Raw genomic sequence first — 17164 nt, 5'->3', positions numbered from 1 at the left:
CTAGGCGCTTAATTTTCTGGGCTGGCGTTTCTTTGCTTTGGGGTGATTTAGTCATAATTCTATGCGTTGGCTGGGACCAATCTAGCTTGCCGTGCTTTCTTAACCAAGTCAGAACGGTAGATCGCCCTTGAATACCATATATCTTTTGAGCTTGTTTATAGGTCATGTCGCCTTTTTCAACAGCATCTACAACCTGCAATTTAAAGCCCATTGTGTAATCGCACTGACTGCGCTTATGATGCGTGGGGGTTGATGTGTCCATAATAGGTCCTCAATATGTAAACCTATTTCAGGACGGGACAAATAGATCACAAAAGGCTTTGACAGGTGCAAGCGAGCCCTAATCGATTGTTGTTCATACCCAATGAAAAATAACAGCTTAAATTTTGCCTATATAAAGATGTTTCACTTGCTTCATAATTAACCTACTGGCATATCGTTTTAAATAAAACCAAGATGGATAATATACTTCCCCCCAGAAATAAAGGTTTATAGACATATACAGCTATACTACGTGTTATATATTTCTCAATTATTTAATCTAGGTATCAGTCGCTTGAATAGAGATGAAGCAGAAACCAGTTCACCAGCTTCTAGTATTGTTCCAGTATTAGCTGGAGGTGGAAGCAGATTATCTGCACATATTGGTGTTTTAACAGCACTTGAAGAGATGGGACTAAAATTCTCATCTTTGGTCGGCGTTTCTGGCGGTAGTATTGTTGGTGCGCTATATGCTGCCGGTTATTCTCTAGAGCAAATTAGAGTCATCGCTGAAGAAACAGATTTTAGTCACTTTTTAGGCCACTCTTTATTTAGGTTGCTGCGCTCAGGCGGACTATCAACAGGGGACACTTTTGAGGCATGGATCGACGATAAACTTGATGGGATTACTTTTGCAGAGCTGCCCTACTCCTTCCATGTCGTTGCTACCGATGTACGCTCGGGGCAACCGGTAATTTTCGATAAAGAACGGACACCAAACCTTAAAGTATCTTTAGCGGTGCGCTTTTCCATCTCGATCCCAATTATATTTAGTTTTAAGGAGTTCAGTGGCCAGTTAATGGTTGATGGAAGTATTCTATCAGAGGAGGCACTGCAGCAAAATTGGGCGGGAGATGACTCGCCAGTAGTCGTATTCAGGTTAAGTAGTATACAAGAAGTAACCAACCCTAAAGGCTTTAGACTTTTCCCCTTGATTAGTTATATGGCATTGTTAATAAGAACTTTCATGACAACTATGTCCAGAGAGTATATTAACGACCATTATTGGCACTCAACGGTTGTTATCCATGCAGGCAGCATTTCTCCTACAGAGTTTAAGCTCAATCAAGAACAAAAAAATGCGTTGTACCAAGTGGGCTACACGACCACACGCAGAATTATTCCTATGAAAATATTACTGAAATATCCACACATCCAAGCAGCAGAGCTAGCCCGTAGCCAGCCAAATGCCAACACCAATCATTAAACTCCCTGCAATGCGGTTCATAAGGCTGATGTTGCCGCTTTTTTGTAAAAAACGGCGTAGTGTACGCCCGCCGCTTGCATAAGCTAGTAGGCAAATAAACTCTACTATCAGAATAATCATAATCAGTGCAGCTAATTGAGGCGCTAGCGGTGCTTGAGAGTTAATAAATGGTGGTAAAAGAGATATAAAAAACGCCCAACCTTTCGGGTTAGCTACTGCAGTGACAAAGCCTTGCAGAGCAAGTGTTTTGCGGCTCAGCGCACTTGAAACAGAGTTCTCCGATGTGACGGCCATCTTCCCTCTGGATTGCCACATCTGCACCCCTAAAAAGATTAGATATGCACCACCCACATATTTAAATATAGCAAAAGCTTCCGGGTAATTTAGCATAATAGCAGCTACGCCAATTACTGATAAAAAAGCAACGAGGCCTACACCTATTAGCTCACCAGCCATCATCCACAATGTTCGACGTAAGCCAATCGTCATACCCATCGTCATTGAAAGCGTCATGCACATTCCAGGAGTCGCTGATACAAAGAAGAATGTAGGCACAAATACGGCCAGTATTGAAAACTCTAACATGGTACAACCCTGATGCTTTTTGCTAATTGAAATTAGAAATCATTAAACACGTGTCTAACTTAATAGTCAGCTTTTTTTATAGATTCCTCATCCATTATCTGACGCAGTAGGGTGACGCCTTTGTGCATATGCTCTTCTGTTGCTCCTGCATAACCTAAAATAATACCCGTTCGGCTGTCCTTATTAAATTGCTGAGTGCGCTGATAAGACGATAATGCACGGATACCTAAGCCCTGTTGATTAGCTTTACGGCAAATAGTTATATCATTCTGATTTTCTTGAAAGCAGTAAACACTATGCATTCCACCATCACTAGGTATGAGCGATAGGCTCGGAATCTCTTTTCGTACAAGTTGATCAAGCATTGTTTTTCGAGACTTATATAGCTTTCTCATTCGGCGTAAATGCCGGCTATAAGCGCCGTTTTGCATAAACAGCCCCATCGCAGCTTGTTGTTGAGCCGATAAGCCACCATCAACAAAGCGTTTATATTTATTAAACAACGGGACGAGTATAGCGGGTAATACTATGTAACCTAGGCGAATACCTGGGAACATCGTTCGGCTAAAAGTGCCCGTATAAATGACTCGGCCTCCAGAATCTAAGCCTTGCAGTGAAGCAATACTATGACCGCTAAAGATAAACTCGCTGTCATAATCATCTTCAATAATCCATCCTTGAGTCTCATAAGCCCACTCAATAATGGCTAAACGACGTTGCAACGACAGTGTGTGCCCCAAAGGGAAGCTGCGAGAAGGGGTTAATATTAATGTTTTTGCCTGTTGGCATATATCGTCTTCTTTATTAAAACAAATTCCCTGTTCATCAATAGGCAATGTAGCTTGTAATGCCCCCAAACTAGATAGCGCACCATCAATACCTTTGAAACCTATTTCCTCTAGTAAAACAGAATCATCACTATTAACTAATAAGCTTAATGCTATCGATAATGCCTGCTGTGAACCCGAAGTAATCATAACCTCACCTACATCACAGCGTACGCCACGAGTAAGTAAGAGAAACTCTTTTATCTGCTCTCGCAATAAAAAAACACCCATAGCGGGTTGCTCAGAGTAAGTTGATACGTCACGTAAGCTCTTAGCAACACAAGCCTGCCATTCTCTATAAGGGAACACGTCCATTGCAGGCTGTGCAGGCTGTAATATTTGCTCCCTTGGTTCTGCTGCTTCTAAGCACATCGGTGATTCAATTGCATTAATACGCTTGCCTGAATCAGAAATTCGTATGTTTTCCTGAGTAAAGGCTGTAGTCGCGACTTTACCCAATAAGGGTTTTAAGTCTGCTATATCCGCAATAAAGGTCCCAGCCCCTTTTCGACTCTCTATAAACCCTTCTGAAAAGAGCAGCTCATACGCTGTTAAGACAGAGTTACGCGAGATGCCTACGAGCTTACTCAAATAGCGACTTGATGGGAGCTTGTCATTCGTTTTAAGGCGACCACTAAATATTGCTTCCTTAATATGATCATACAATGCTTCATATTTTGGTTTCTTTTTATCTAGTAGGTCTGATGCTAAAGGGACAAAAACATCATTTGGTAACTTATTACTCATGAGTGGTCCTACAAAGTGCCTGCAATAAAGACAATACTGTAGACCAATGAAGCATGGCAATGTAATTTTTTAAATATATAGCAGGGAAGCTAATATATTGAATATAAAAGAAAAGATAAGACCTGCCTTAGCAGGTCTTTACAGCAGTGCTTATTTCGACATAGCTTGAGGCAAAAATTGTGTTGCTATCGCATCAAAATACCAATGTGATGCACTAAACCACTCATCGATAGTTTGTGACTCAAACACTCTTTCTATGTAGGTATCAAGCAGAGCTTCCTGTTGCTCTAGCCAGTCTTCGGGATTGCGTATTTTTGGGTACATAAACATACCTCCATGCGCCAATGTATAAATAAAAAGACCCGGCAATACTTCCGAGTCACATTACCCGACTATTTTACATAGGATTATTGTGCGCTGCAACAAATTTCTACTTTAGTCTAACTTTCGTTCATATTCAGTTAATCACATATTTTTAGTATGTTATTTAGAAATATCTTCATTTTAATCTACACTAAGGTCACCAAATTATAATTATTAGTGTGAGCTAAATGCATTCAGATTCACCGGTCGTTGATATGTCTTTCTTTCATAGCCTCTTTGATCATGTTAGTGACGCTATTTATATTATCGACCCTTCCACTTCACATATCATCGAAGCCAACACACAAGGCTGGAATTCTTTAGGCATGACGCGGCATGAACTCTTAAATCAAAGCGTTTTATCACTGAATAAAGATGTTATTGGCATTTCTCAATGGGCAGAAATATCTGAAGCCATCAAAGAAGCAGGAAACTTTATTTTTGTCGGCCGACACAAACGAAAAGACGGCAGCGACTATCCTGTAGAAGTTAGAACAAATTACTTTGTACATAATAATATCCCCTACTTTGTTTCAATAGCACGTGATATTACATTGCGTGCACAGCATGAAGACGATTTCCATAATGACGACACCATTCGCGCTTTTGCTCTTAATGAAGCGAGTGATGGGCTCTGGGATTGGAGTTTGCAGGATGACTCATTATTTTTAAGCCCGCAATGGTATCGCATGATGGGATACGGCCCACATGAAATAAGTAATCCCACATTAGAAACTTGGAGCTCCGCTGTACATCCAGACGACTTCGGCCGTGTCATTGAAATGCTTCAAGAGCACCTACAATCTAAAAGTTCTCGTTACGAAGCAAAATACCGTTTAAAAAACCGTAACGGTGATTTTATTTGGGTTCATGATCGTGGCCTTGTAGTCAAACGCGATAACGATCACCAGCCATTAAGAATGATAGGCCTAGTACTGGACATAACTCAGTCTCAACTATTAACTGAGCAATTGTTTCACCGCTCTCAGCGTGATGACTTAACTGGTCTATATAATCGAAAAACGGGTTATGAATTATTCGGGCAATATTTAAATGTTAGCTTGCAACAAGGCCAACCTATGCAAGTTATCATGCTTGATATTGATAATTTCAAATCAATAAACGATAAATATGGTCATCAAAACGGTGATAAGGCAATCCAGCACGTTGCTAATACCGTACCTAAGCTGATACGTAAAACCGATCTTCTGTTTCGTTGGGGGGGAGAAGAGTTTTTGCTGCTTTGCCCAGATACTGCTCAAAACACCGCTTTAGAACTTACAAAACGACTTTTAATAAAACTATCTCAAACACCATTTTTAACTGATGATGAAAGTAAAATTTTCATGACTGCTAGTGCAGGAATTAGTGGTTGCCCAAACCACGGATGCTCAATATCAGAACTAGTTAAAAGCGCTGATGCCGCTATGTTCAAAGCCAAGGTTCAAGGAAAAGACAGTGTATGTATTGCTGAAATATTCGAACGTTGAGCAATTGCCAATAGATAACTGCTCAACGTAAAAACCTATTGCACAGGTTATTTTTGGTGTATGTATGTCCCTGGCGCATCACAGATAGACTTTCCTATGGGTTGAGCCTTTATTAGCTCACCTGAATGCTCTTTTAACCAGCCTTTCCACTGCGGCCACCAAGAGCCAATGTGTAATTCATTGTCTGCCATCCAACTGTCAGGATCGGTATAACAGTCATTATCATATTCAGTCGATATTCTATAGTGCCGATGCTTGTGCCCTGGCTCACTGACGATCCCTGCATTATGGCCACCACTGGTTAATACAAATGTGACAGCCTCACTGTCAGATTGTAAATGCAGCTTATAAACAGAACGCCATGGAGCCACATGATCTTTCTCTGTACCGACTGAGAAAATAGGCACATGAATATCGCGAATAGCTATTGGTTTATTTTTAACCAGATATTGACCGGATGCTAATTCATTATTAAGAAAGAGTTTACGTAGATATTGCGAATGCATTTTGTAGGGCATTCGTGTCAGGTCAGTATTCCATGCCATCAAATCATTCATAGATTCGGGTTCACCTAAAAGATAGTGATGCACCATACGAGACCAAATAAGGTCATTAGAATGCAAAATCTGAAATGCACCAGCCATTTGTGACCCATCTAAAACACCTTGATCCCACATCATTTTTTCTAAATAGGATATTTCGCTTTCATTAGTAAATATCATGAGCTCACCCGCTTCACTAAAATCAACCTGTGTTGCAAAATGAGTCATTGATTTAAGACGGCTATCCCCCTCCCTCGCCATGGTAGCCGCTGCAATTGACAGTAACGTTCCACCTAAACAGTAACCGGTTGCGTGTATTTTCTGCTGAGGAAAAATAGCACTCACTTCATCAATTGCCACCATAACCCCTTCTTCTCTATAGCTTTCCATATCAAGGTCACGGTCTTTCGTTGTAGGATTCAGCCATGAAATCATAAAAACAGTATGCCCATTTTCAACAAGATACTTCACCATCGAGTTATGAGAAGAAAGGTCAAGAATGTAATACTTCATAATCCACGCGGGAACAAAAAGTACGGGCTCTGGGTAAACCTGATCTGTAACTGGGGTATATTGGATGAGCTCTAATAAGTGGTTTCTAAATACCACTTTTCCCGCAGTGATGGCGACACTTTCTCCAGGTATGTAATTACTAGCGCCAGCGGGTAGCTCGCCAGCAAGATGCCTGCCCATATCTTCAAGATAGTTTTTAAACCCACTAATTAGGTTAGCACCGGCCTCCTTTTTAGTTTTTTGGATAACTTCAGGGTTTAATATGGGAATATTACTGGGAGAGTATCTATCTAGCATCTGTCTTGCTATGAATGAAATACTTCGTTCATCCGCTTTAGATAATCCATCAATATCTGTTGTAGCGTTATGCCACCATTGTTGTGTGAATAGAAAGTTTTGGTAAATGTAGTTATATGGCCATTGTTGCCAACTAGGATCGGAAAAACGTTTATCTTGCGGTAGCGGGTCGATACATGGCAAGCTATCTTTTTGCATCATACTAGGACTAGACTTAGACAATCTAAAAGCCTTGCGGCACATTTTCTCCGCTAAACTCGCTTGCTTACCCGGCGATAATGCTAAATGAGAAGCCCAAGTAAAATAAAGACTAAGCAACCCTGCCGGTGAAATTCCACCTGTAAATTTTGCCATATTGGCTTTAAAAACATTATCCAGTGCTGTGGCAGAAACATATCCAGATTCAATATCTTGCTTGGCTAAGTTAGGCGCACTGTTTATTGTTAACTTTTTGTCTGTCATTGAATCAATCTCCTGATATCAATTGAACATTCCTATTCGCTAATACTATTATCATCCTAACAACTACCCACATACTTGATGCGCATCACACCTTTTGCGAAATTTAGTTAGAAAGGTTTTTGATAATAAATTTTATTTAGGTAACTTATGCTTTGCTTGCTCAGCTGTTAGAATTGCGCATTTTTGGCGCTAAGATTTAATTACTCCCTATGCAAAAACACTCTATTGATCCATTACGTTTTATTCCATTTAGAAAAAATGACGTTATCGAAATGTGCTTGTCTACAGGCGATTTAGATCAAGAGCAGCGTCAGAAATTTCGTCAGATGGCATCTATGATACAAAAGCTATTTCACATTTCCTTTCAGACGAGACTCGAGTCTTTAAAAGATAGTTTTTCTAAGATTAATCCTGATTCAGATACCATAAAAGTTGACCTTCCCTCGACAATGCATCATGACGATCCTGCATTTATCAAACAGTTAGAGTCATTATTGGATAAAGCCAACTATGAAAAAATTACTGAGCAAACATTAAAGCAAGCGCTCTGCCATGATTCTCTAGTGAAAGTTCGTTTACATGTTGATTTTTCGGACTTTGCTGAGGTTTTGCTGTTTGCTCGGGGAGAAAGGGAAACCGAAGAAACTGTCTCTTCATTTTTCGGATTAAGAAAAACAAAAGTGCGTTTTGTTAACTATGATAGAGTCGCCATTTATATACGCTTTAACGAGCAAATCGATTCAAAAAGACAAAAAGAGTTTAACCTTCAGCCCGGTGGAATGGTTCTAAAGCTGTTTAAAAATGTACCTAAAGCAGACCTGGAAATGCTGTTCCCGAATACTGAAATTAAAATGCGTCTCGTTGACAAGCTACTGATAGGTGTACCTGCCGTAATTAGTGGCGGTATTGTACTAACAACGAAGTTAGGTGCATCAATTCTTTTGCTCGCTTCATTGTTTGCGTTTTGGTTAGGCTTAAAAAGCCAACCCGTTGAACTAGACCAAGCTGCGCTCGTTGTTATTTTTGCAGGGTTTGGTGCTGTAGGCAGTTACCTATGGAAACAATTTAATAATTTCAAAAACCGTAAACTACGATTCATTCAAACACTGACACAACACTTATATTTTAAAAATTTGGATAACAACGCGGGCGTTTTTCATCGCTTGATCGACGCAGCGGAAGAGGAAGAATGTAAAGAAGCATTTTTTGCCTACTACTTTTTGCTTCAAGCTAATACCCCACTCAATCGTCAGGAACTTGATCAGAAAATAGAGCGCTGGCTCTCAGAAAAATGGCAACAAAAAGTCGACTTTGATATTACTGACGCGCTAGAAAAACTTGAGGCGTTAGAGCTAATAGAAATTATAAATGATCAACGCTTGGTTGCCTTACCACTTGATGCAGCCCAAAAAGTCCTACTAAAAGCTTGGCAACAGCTAGGAGCTCAGTCAATTTCTTAGCTTATTAAATGAATACACACTCATAAATTAATGGGCTAACCCTTGCCTTAGTTTACTAGCAAGTTACATACGCGATGAAGCGAATACAGCAGAGCCAGCACCCCAGCTCTGCTCTAGTAGCAAAGAAAGTCTATTTCTTTGCTTTGGCCCAAGAGTCACGCAACGTGACCGTTCGGTTAATAACTAGCTTTTCTTCTGAACTATCCGCATCGACACAGAAATAACCCATACGCTCAAACTGATAGCGAGTTTCAGGTTCGGCACCCTTTAGGCTTCGCTCTACTCTAGAGTCAGATAAGACCACCAATGACTCAGGGTTCAAGTACTCCATAAAGCTATGTTCTTTATTTGCATCAGGGTTTGCTTCAGTAAACAAACGATCATATAAGCGTACTTCACATGGCTCAGAAAGCTCATCAGAAACCCAATGAATAACACCATTAGGTTTATACCCTTGCGGGTTACTGCCCTTAGTTTCTGGATCGTAAGTGCATAGCAGCTCGATAATCTCGCCTGATGCATTTTTAACCACTTCATTACAGGTAATGACATAGGCACCACGCAGGCGCACTGCATCTCCAGTCGCTAACCGCTTCCACTTATCGTGTTTGTTTTTAGCCACTGGCTTTTCTTCGATAAAGTCTTCTTGCTCAATCAGCAAGTTACGCGTCAAACCTACGCGACGAACACCCATGCTCTCATCTTTAGGGTGCGCAGGTAACTCAAACCATTCTTCAGCACCTTCTTCCATATTGGTCAGCGTAACTTTAAGCGGACGCGTCACACACATGGCTCTAGGAGCTGATGAATCTAGATCCTCACGAATGGCTGCTTCAAGCATGCCCATATCGACAACACCGTTTGAGCGAGTAACCCCAATCATGTCACAGAATTGGCGAAGTGATTTAGGTGTATAACCACGACGACGAAGACCAGAAATAGTCGGCATCCGAGGGTCGTTCCAGCTAGTGACGGCATTCTCATCAACTAACTGTTTGAGCTTACGCTTACTGGTAATCGTATAATTGAGTTCTAGTCGTGAAAACTCGTACTGTTTTGGAGCATAAGGAACGGGTAAGTTCTCAATAAACCACTCATATAATGGGCGATGGTCTTCAAACTCTAGCGTGCATAGCGAATGAGTGATGCCTTCAATTGCATCTGATTGCCCATGCGCAAAGTCATAAATAGGATAAATACACCATTTATCACCCGTTTGATGATGACTAGTATGTAAGATACGATAAATCATTGGGTCACGCAGGTTCATATTGGCTGCGCTCATATCGATTTTTGCACGTAAAGAACAAGTACCTTCCTTGAACTCGCCATTTTTCATGCGCTCAAACAATGCTAGGTTCTCTTCAACAGAGCGATTACGATATGGGCTATCGGTACCTGCCTCACTAAAGCTTCCACGATATTCACGTGCCGCCTCTACACCTAAATCACAAACGTAGGCTTTTCCTTCTTTAATAAGATGAACAGCCCAATCAAATAACTGATCAAAATACGTGGAGGTATAACAAATCTCTCCTCCCCACTGATAACCCAGCCACTTGATATCACTGAGTATAGAGTCAATATATTCTTGGCTCTCTTTATCAGGGTTTGTATCATCAAAACGTAGGTTGCAGACACCGTTGTATTTTTCGGCTGTACCAAAGTTAAGGCATATAGATTTTGCATGCCCTATATGGAGATAACCGTTTGGCTCTGGGGGAAAGCGAGTTATTACCTTCTCATGTACGTTGTTTTGTATATCACTTTCAATGATTTGATGAATAAAATTAGTTGGCTTCTGGTTCGATTCGTTATTAGACATGTTATCAGTGTGTATCCGAAACTGTTGGCCGGGCCTTCAAGCCCAAAATGAAGAGACATTATAAACGCTTAGATGTTTACTGCACACCGCCAGAGCAGATAATTAACTGTAAAGATTTTATGCTTTTTCGTGCAGAGATTTTAGACTTGCGTATAATAGCCTGCTAACGACACAGAGCTAAAAAGGAATCATTAATGATTATTCTGCATACGAACCACGGCGACATTACTATTGAACTCAATCACGAGGACGCGCCTACTACAGCCGCTAATTTTGAGCAGTACGTGCGCGATGGTTTCTATGATGGTGTCATCTTTCATCGCGTAATCGATGGATTCATGATTCAGGGCGGTGGTTTTGAATCAGGCATGGTTTCAAAAGAAACACGTGACACAATCGACAACGAAGCAGACAACGGCCTTTCAAACCAAGCGGGTACGCTAGCGATGGCACGTACAATGGACCCTCACTCGGCTTCTGCTCAATTCTTCATCAACGTGTCAGATAACACCTTTCTAGATCACACTGCAAAAACAACGGAAGGTTGGGGATACACTGTATTCGCTAAAGTAGTTGATGGCATGGATGTTGTTGATAAAATTAAGGGCGTAAAAACAACGATGACTGCTGGCCATCAAGATGTACCTGCAGAAGACGTTGTTATTCAATCAGCTGAAATCACTGAAGAATAAGTCAATTTTTCTATGAAAGTACTGTTTACTTCAGATCTCCATCTGAAAGCTGAACGCCCGGATATTACCCGGGCGTTTTTACAATTCTTAAACGATACCGCTACTCATGCTGATGCTCTCTATCTATTAGGCGATATTTTTGAAGCATGGATTGGTGATGACGTCCCTATGCCTGAGTTTGAGCCTCTCTTTGAAGCGCTTAAAAATTTAAGTGATCAAGGCTGCAAACTGTATTTCCAACAGGGTAATCGCGACTTTCTTATTGGGAAGCATTTTCTTGAAAGAATCGGGGCAACACAATTAGAAGAAAAACACCGAGTAAGCCTTCCTATTGGTGACGCTTTATTAATGCATGGCGACCAACTATGCACTGATGATAAAGACTACCAAGAGTTTAGAAGGCTCGTTAGAAACTCCGACTGGCAAAAAGCATTTTTATCCAAACCTATTAACGAACGCTTAAGTATTGCACAACAGCTGCGCGCCACTAGCCAGCAACGCACCACAGAGAAATCAAACGACATAATGGACGTGAATCCATTAGCCGTTGCATCTGTTTTACAAGAAGCGGATATAGAGCTGTTAATTCACGGCCATACCCATCGCCCTGCAATTCATTACAACCAGATTAAACCAGATCAAGGCATACGCGTTGTACTAGGCGATTGGGATACGCAATTATGGTATTTAGAGTGTGATGAGAACGGCTTTACATTGGTTGACGAGCCGATTTAGTTCGCCAACCTTGGTTTTATTCAGTTTACGATATAGCTGGCGGTATTCCGCTATGAAAACGGAAAAGGTCATCTTCAGACTCTATAAGCAAACGCTCAGCCTTGCGAAAAACTTCGATCCTCTCCTCTATAGGTTCACCCGCATATTCGCGTGCCAGCCATAGGTAATCCTGATAATGGCGCCCTTCTGACTTTAATAAAGAACGGTAGAACTTTGCTAACACGTCATCTAGGTAAGGAGCAATTTTTGCGAATCTCTCGCACGAACGTGCTTCAATAAAAGCACCGACAATAAGAGTATCAATTAATCGTGCTGGTTCATGGTTACGAATATTTTTACGCATTCCTCCTGCATACCCAGACGAATCCATATGGCAGTACTCAATACCCCGGGTTTGTAGCAGCTCCAACACTTGTTCAAAGTGTATTAGCTCTTCACGTGCTAAGCGAGACATCTTATGTAGTAAATCAGGCCTATCGACATAGCGAAACATTAAAGTCATAGCTGTAGACGCTGCTTTTTTTTCACAATGGGCATGATCAATTAAAAGTACATCTTGATTCTTTATCGCATAATCAATCCAACATTGCGGTGTTTCACAAGCGAGAAATTCATGTATTTCGTTAAGCGCGTCCATGGGTACCTACCTTATTATTTAGGCCGTTAGTATACACTTTCATTTAAAACTTGTTACACCTGCGAATGTTCACCTACAATTATTATTAGATGAACTGAAAATTAACAGGAAGGCATATTTGTGGTAGCCGAAAGCTCGTTTTCTGATATGAACCCTTTGGGTCAGCATGAAGGCTTACTGGAAACTGTATTCAACAGAATCGCACTTCCAACGTTTGTGTTAGACCAAAATCATACCATCATCTTTTGGAACCAAGCTTTGGAGCGCCTCACCGCAAAAAAACAAAGTGAAATGATCGGCACACAGAATCAGTGGATCGCATTCTATGCATCCAAGAGACCAACATTAGCTGACCTCATCATCGAAGGCGGAAAAGACGACGCAGTTTCCCATTTTTACGAAAACAAATATAAAAAATCTGCTTTAGTTGATGATGCCTTTGAAGCCGAAGACTTCTTCCCTGATATTGGTGAGCATGGAGAGTGGTTATCCTTCACAGCAGCAAGTATCAGAGATAGCAAAGGAAATGTTATCGGCGCTATAGAAACACTTTCCAATATAAGCAATGAAAAGCTAAGTCAGTTAGCATTACAAGAAAGTGAAGAACGCTATAAAAAACTAAGTATTACTGACAACCTTACGGGACTTTATAATCGAAGATTCTTTACTGAAAGTTTAACATTGGAGCTTGAGCGCAGTCGAAGATATGCTCAACACTTCTCGCTGTGCCTTATTGATTTAGATGACTTTAAAGACATGAACGATAGTTACGGCCATCTTTTCGGAGATAAAATACTTACAATTTTTAGCCATATTCTTAGACAAAATTTGCGACACTCTGATACCGCTTATCGCTATGGTGGTGAGGAGTTTGCTATCATTTTTCCTGGAAGCTCACTCGAAGGCGCGGCCCTGGTGGCTGAACGCATTCGAACAAGACTGGCAGAGTACCCGTTCAACTTTGAAAATAAAAGTGATGAAATTAGAGTAACAGCAAGTTTTGGAATTAGTTTAACGACAGCCAATGATAAAAACATAGAAGAAATAATAAGGCGTTCTGATAAAGCACTTTATGTTGCAAAAAACAGTGGGAAAAATAAAATCGAAATATCCAAAGAAACACAACTCATTCCCAATTTAACCTAGCACTGATCTCACTCTATCAATGTATCAATCAAATCAATCATAAACTCTGTATCTTCTTGCTCCATTTTCAACCAGCCTGTCATCTGCATGCTTTCAAGCACAGCCTTTCCTTTAATGTCATCCTGCATCTGCAGAAGGTTATCAAGCAATTGCGGGATTAGATGCTGAACATTCGGGCCCGCTAAAAGCGTATGATGAATAACGTCAATCTGACTTTCCACTAATACTCGCATCTGGCTTCGAATAAGATCTGAAAGATCATGAAATGCATCTTTTAAGAAAAAGCCAATATCGGCCTGCCCATTTAAGAGATGTTTAGCGACAATAACATAACTATGTACTGGCGTGACGATGACATTAGAACGATCAAGATCAGCGGGCTCCAACATAATCATGCCCATCATATGTACATCAGGATCATGAGTAGTAGCTACTCGTACGCCTTCTTTAAGGTCATCAACGCTTAGACAAGCAGAACTATTAAGTACCGCGATAACAGCTTCATCTGATGTACTTGCAGGCCGTGCCACTGCTTGAAAGCCTTTCTCTCTTACCAACATCGCCGCATCGTAGGGGTTTGCATAAATAAGATCTATTTTATCTAACTGAATATCACGTCGCTGCAGTTCAAATTCGTCATACAATTCCAAATGAAAAGGTGTCGCTAATGATTTTTGCAACCAAGTGTTAAAAATAAACCATCCGGACAAATGCTCAGGAGAAAAATCAGGGCTTACAGATAACGTATAAGTTTGCATCAGCTAGGTACGTCCATTTTCATTTGTGCATATAGTGCTGTACAAGCATCAACTTTGCTGCGCGATGGTTTTCTTCTGACTGAGGTGTACCCCATCAACTCGCCATTACGAATATTAGGAATAACAGTGGCTTTGACCCAATAAAAAGCACCATCTTTACGAAGGTTCTTGACGTAGCCGTTCCATTTTTTTCCTGACTGAATTGTTACCCATAAGTCTTTGAATGCCGCTGCGGGCATATCTGGATGCCGAAGGATATTATGATTTATTCCAATCAACTCATCTAAAGAATAACCAGACATTTCAATAAACGCCTGGTTTGCATGAGTGATAACACCAGTCGTATCGGTTCTGGAAACAATCAGCTTCCCATCAGGATAAGGGACTTCTTGATCGATAACAGTTATCTCTCGTGAAGAGCCATCATGGTACGTAATAAACATGAATAGACTAACCCCTCAATTAAAGCAGTTTGCCTATTGCTTCAGCTGCACGCTTCACATCGAGAAAGATTAGACCTAAACGTGCATTGGGCTTAGCAACAACGGTCAATACTGAATCACTATTGGCATGCGTCATTAAAATATAACCATCAACACCTTTGACCAATACCTGCTCTAACTCTCCACGAGCAAGCTCTTGCGCTGTTCTTTCTCCTAAAGAGAGCATAGCTGCACTCATTGCCCCAACTCTATCTTCATCCATACTGGCTGGAAGTAAAGCTTCTATCATCAATCCATCCGTTGAGATGACTGCCGAGGCTTCTATCTCAGCAGACGTTCCATTCAGGTCACTAAGAATTGACCTCATCATTTCAGAACGCATAACAACTTATCTCCATAATATTATTTTTAGCCTGTTTTCGTATCAGGCTTATTGATCCAGATAGCGACTCGCCAGCGCACTGATTAACTCAACAAACTGATGCTGGTTCAGATTAGGCTGACCATGAATCACAATAGCAAATGATTGAGAACCAATATGGATTATCCATACTCCCAGCATACTGTTACCCACAGGGTCTAACAATCCCCAAGACTCGCCCATCAATTGTAATTCTTTATTCAAGAGTAAATGATGTCGCTGATGCAAAGAGATTAGATCAGCAGCGAGTGCGGCCAAAGCGTCGGCATGATCTCTGTCAAACCCTGATGAGCCTAAGCAAAAACCCTGATCATCACCTAGTACCACTTTGTCGGTCGCTGAAAGTGTTAATAAAATATCGGAAAGAGTAGATTCAAGACTACCCTGGCGTGGTGCTATAGGCTCTTTCACTAAAGCAAGAAACCGACGAGCAACCAAGCGCTTAAATAAAGCATCCGCGAGCTCTTTATCCAAATCAGCCAACTCTGCAAAAATATCCAGAGAGTGCTCAATCGGTATTTCACTGCTCATTAACTGTAACAGTAAAGCACGGGCATCATCTGGTTGAGAGTTTACCGTGGCATAATAGGCACCACTGGGCGTCACTTGTAAGTACCGTTTTTTAGCGCCTTCTGTCGTCACATTACCCTCTCATCACGTAAGTAAAAACATCAATACTAATATTCAAACTGCATTGCTGTGGTAGCTGCAGCCATCAGTCCAAATACATACCGTTGAGGTACATTAAGCTCACTAATCACTTCAAACGCACTCATTAATCGAGTTTGCCATAACTCTATAACAGCATGCACTTCAGGAATAGCGATGTCTTTCATACAATCTGGCGCATGCAATAATCGGCGAGCTTTAGTCGGATCATCACCTGGTAGAATACGCCCTTGAGCAGTCCAGAGTCCTGCCAGCCAGAGTAGTTCTTCAGCTGTCATAATGTATTCAGAAAAACCTAGTCCATCTTGTAGGTCATCTTCTACAACCTCGCCGAATTTAATCGACAACTCACCAAGCCCAAAGCGGCTCGTCATCACCGTATAGAGCACTTCGTCAGAAAGGTTGGTAACAAAGCAATCAGTCCACGGAAGGTACTCTAAACGCAAATGTAAACCATCGATTGAAAATGAAACATTCTGAGTTCTTCCCTGCTCAACGGTTTTACTAATCCAAGGCAATAACATGCCATCAGGATTAATCTGTAAGCGACGTCTATCAGCTTCATGAGTCCAATCAAGTTCAGGTAAGTACCCAAAGGCGGTACTCATGATCAATTCTTTAGGTGAGGCTTTTATATCAGCTTGCTTTTTTTCAGCGGCTTTGTGCTTCTTTTCTACAATCGGGGTCAGGGCGGCTGCACGTGTCGCCGTATTTGTTGCAGCTATTGAATGCGATACACCTAAGTTAGCAATCACATCAGCTTTAGGCCGGCGTATTGTTTGGTTATGTTTTGCCAGCTTTGCAATGACTTCAGACCTAACACTAGAAACCGTTGCATCAGGTGATTTTGATTGCGCAACAATTTGCTTCAAGCTTGTGGGTGCCTGTTTCGAATGTGTAGCAGGAGCAGATGCAACCTCTTTATTAAGCTTCGGGTTTTGGTGGGCGCGTTTATTTTTTGCCACATCAAGATTAGTAACATTAGATTTTGGCTCTGCTGGCTCTGCTGGCTCTGCTGGCTCTGCTGGCTCTGCTGGCTCTGCTGGCTCTGCTGGCTCTGCTGGCTCTGCTGGCTCTGCTGGCT

The 17164-nt window shown here is 41.3% G+C and carries 18 protein-coding genes; 6 read left to right on the top strand and 12 right to left on the bottom strand.

Features of this window, described 5'->3' with window-relative positions; all coding sequences use genetic code 11:
- Window positions 1-262: IS3 family transposase (locus G511_RS0117405; protein ID WP_028470778.1), on the bottom strand; the 262-nt coding region annotated here is incomplete at its 3' end.
- A gap of 294 nt (window positions 263-556) precedes the next feature.
- Here G511_RS0117405 and G511_RS23275 point away from each other — a divergent pair.
- Complete coding sequence (locus G511_RS23275) at window positions 557-1468, top strand: patatin-like phospholipase family protein (RefSeq protein WP_211224932.1); 912 nt, start codon at window positions 557-559, stop codon at window positions 1466-1468.
- Here the strand turns inward: G511_RS23275 and G511_RS0117395 are convergent.
- From G511_RS0117395 to G511_RS24430, 3 genes are all read right to left on the bottom strand, one after another.
- Window positions 1430-2053 carry a LysE family translocator gene (locus tag G511_RS0117395; RefSeq protein ID WP_028470777.1) on the bottom strand — a complete coding sequence of 208 codons (624 nt, stop codon included), beginning with the start codon at window positions 2051-2053 and terminating at the stop codon, window positions 1430-1432. The two genes, G511_RS23275 and G511_RS0117395, sit on opposite strands and share 39 nt — an antisense overlap.
- A 59-nt stretch (window positions 2054-2112) precedes the next feature.
- A complete protein-coding gene (gene pdxR, locus G511_RS0117390; RefSeq protein WP_028470776.1) occupies window positions 2113-3627 on the bottom strand; it encodes a MocR-like pyridoxine biosynthesis transcription factor PdxR in 1515 nt (504 codons plus the stop codon).
- A gap of 150 nt (window positions 3628-3777) precedes the next feature.
- On the bottom strand, window positions 3778-3951 hold the full coding sequence (locus G511_RS24430; protein ID WP_156905250.1) for a hypothetical protein: 174 nt from the start codon (window positions 3949-3951) through the stop codon (window positions 3778-3780).
- Window positions 3952-4178: 227 nt separating this feature from the next.
- Here G511_RS24430 and G511_RS23270 point away from each other — a divergent pair, with 227 nt between their 5' ends.
- Window positions 4179-5480, top strand: coding sequence for a sensor domain-containing diguanylate cyclase (locus G511_RS23270; RefSeq protein WP_051222202.1), 1302 nt, complete (start codon window positions 4179-4181; stop codon window positions 5478-5480).
- A 47-nt stretch (window positions 5481-5527) separates the two neighbouring features.
- Here G511_RS23270 and G511_RS0117375 read toward each other — a convergent pair whose 3' ends face one another.
- Window positions 5528-7294: a PHA/PHB synthase family protein gene (locus G511_RS0117375; protein WP_084629151.1), complete on the bottom strand. Its 1767-nt coding sequence runs from the start codon at window positions 7292-7294 to the stop codon at window positions 5528-5530.
- A 209-nt stretch (window positions 7295-7503) separates the two neighbouring features.
- Here G511_RS0117375 and G511_RS0117370 point away from each other — a divergent pair, with 209 nt between their 5' ends.
- Complete coding sequence (locus G511_RS0117370; RefSeq protein WP_036552361.1) at window positions 7504-8754, top strand: TMEM143 family protein; 1251 nt, start codon at window positions 7504-7506, stop codon at window positions 8752-8754.
- A 130-nt stretch (window positions 8755-8884) separates the two neighbouring features.
- Here G511_RS0117370 and G511_RS0117365 read toward each other — a convergent pair whose 3' ends face one another.
- On the bottom strand, window positions 8885-10579 hold the full coding sequence (locus tag G511_RS0117365) for a glutamine--tRNA ligase/YqeY domain fusion protein (RefSeq protein ID WP_028470773.1): 1695 nt from the start codon (window positions 10577-10579) through the stop codon (window positions 8885-8887).
- Window positions 10580-10773: 194 nt separating this feature from the next.
- Here G511_RS0117365 and G511_RS0117360 point away from each other — a divergent pair, with 194 nt between their 5' ends.
- Together G511_RS0117360 and G511_RS0117355 are read left to right on the top strand one after the other, a co-directional pair.
- Window positions 10774-11271 (top strand): peptidylprolyl isomerase, encoded by a 498-nt coding sequence (locus G511_RS0117360; protein ID WP_028470772.1) that lies wholly within the window; start codon window positions 10774-10776, stop codon window positions 11269-11271.
- Between the two features lie 12 nt (window positions 11272-11283).
- Entirely contained in the window at window positions 11284-12006 is a 723-nt protein-coding gene (locus G511_RS0117355) for a UDP-2,3-diacylglucosamine diphosphatase (RefSeq protein WP_028470771.1), read from the top strand.
- A gap of 25 nt (window positions 12007-12031) precedes the next feature.
- Here the strand turns inward: G511_RS0117355 and G511_RS0117350 are convergent, their stop codons facing one another.
- Complete coding sequence (locus G511_RS0117350) at window positions 12032-12643, bottom strand: MiaE family protein (protein ID WP_028470770.1); 612 nt, start codon at window positions 12641-12643, stop codon at window positions 12032-12034.
- Between the two features lie 120 nt (window positions 12644-12763).
- On the opposite strand from G511_RS0117350, the gene G511_RS0117345 reads away from it, so the two are divergent.
- Window positions 12764-13789 carry a sensor domain-containing diguanylate cyclase gene (locus G511_RS0117345; protein ID WP_051222200.1) on the top strand — a complete coding sequence of 342 codons (1026 nt, stop codon included), beginning with the start codon at window positions 12764-12766 and terminating at the stop codon, window positions 13787-13789.
- 8 nt (window positions 13790-13797) lie between these two features.
- Here the strand turns inward: G511_RS0117345 and G511_RS0117340 are convergent, their stop codons facing one another.
- The 5 genes from G511_RS0117340 to G511_RS24660 form a co-directional block, all read right to left on the bottom strand.
- Complete coding sequence (locus G511_RS0117340) at window positions 13798-14547, bottom strand: phosphate/phosphite/phosphonate ABC transporter substrate-binding protein (RefSeq protein WP_036552360.1); 750 nt, start codon at window positions 14545-14547, stop codon at window positions 13798-13800.
- Window positions 14547-14990: a PAS domain-containing protein gene (locus G511_RS23265; protein WP_036552358.1), complete on the bottom strand. Its 444-nt coding sequence runs from the start codon at window positions 14988-14990 to the stop codon at window positions 14547-14549. The genes G511_RS0117340 and G511_RS23265 overlap by 1 nt, the downstream gene beginning before the upstream one ends.
- A gap of 19 nt (window positions 14991-15009) precedes the next feature.
- Window positions 15010-15372, bottom strand: coding sequence for a roadblock/LC7 domain-containing protein (locus G511_RS0117330; RefSeq protein WP_028470767.1), 363 nt, complete (start codon window positions 15370-15372; stop codon window positions 15010-15012).
- Between the two features lie 48 nt (window positions 15373-15420).
- Window positions 15421-16053 carry a hypothetical protein gene (locus G511_RS0117325; RefSeq protein ID WP_028470766.1) on the bottom strand — a complete coding sequence of 211 codons (633 nt, stop codon included), beginning with the start codon at window positions 16051-16053 and terminating at the stop codon, window positions 15421-15423.
- A gap of 35 nt (window positions 16054-16088) precedes the next feature.
- On the bottom strand, window positions 16089-17164 hold a 1076-nt coding region (locus G511_RS24660; protein WP_036552357.1), incomplete at its 5' end, for a hypothetical protein.

It is taken from the genome of Neptunomonas japonica DSM 18939, from assembly GCF_000422765.1.
In the GTDB taxonomy this organism is placed as follows: domain Bacteria; phylum Pseudomonadota; class Gammaproteobacteria; order Pseudomonadales; family Balneatricaceae; genus Neptunomonas; species Neptunomonas japonica.
Note: the sequence above shows the minus strand (reverse complement) of the source record. Positions and strands in the feature narration are given on the sequence as shown.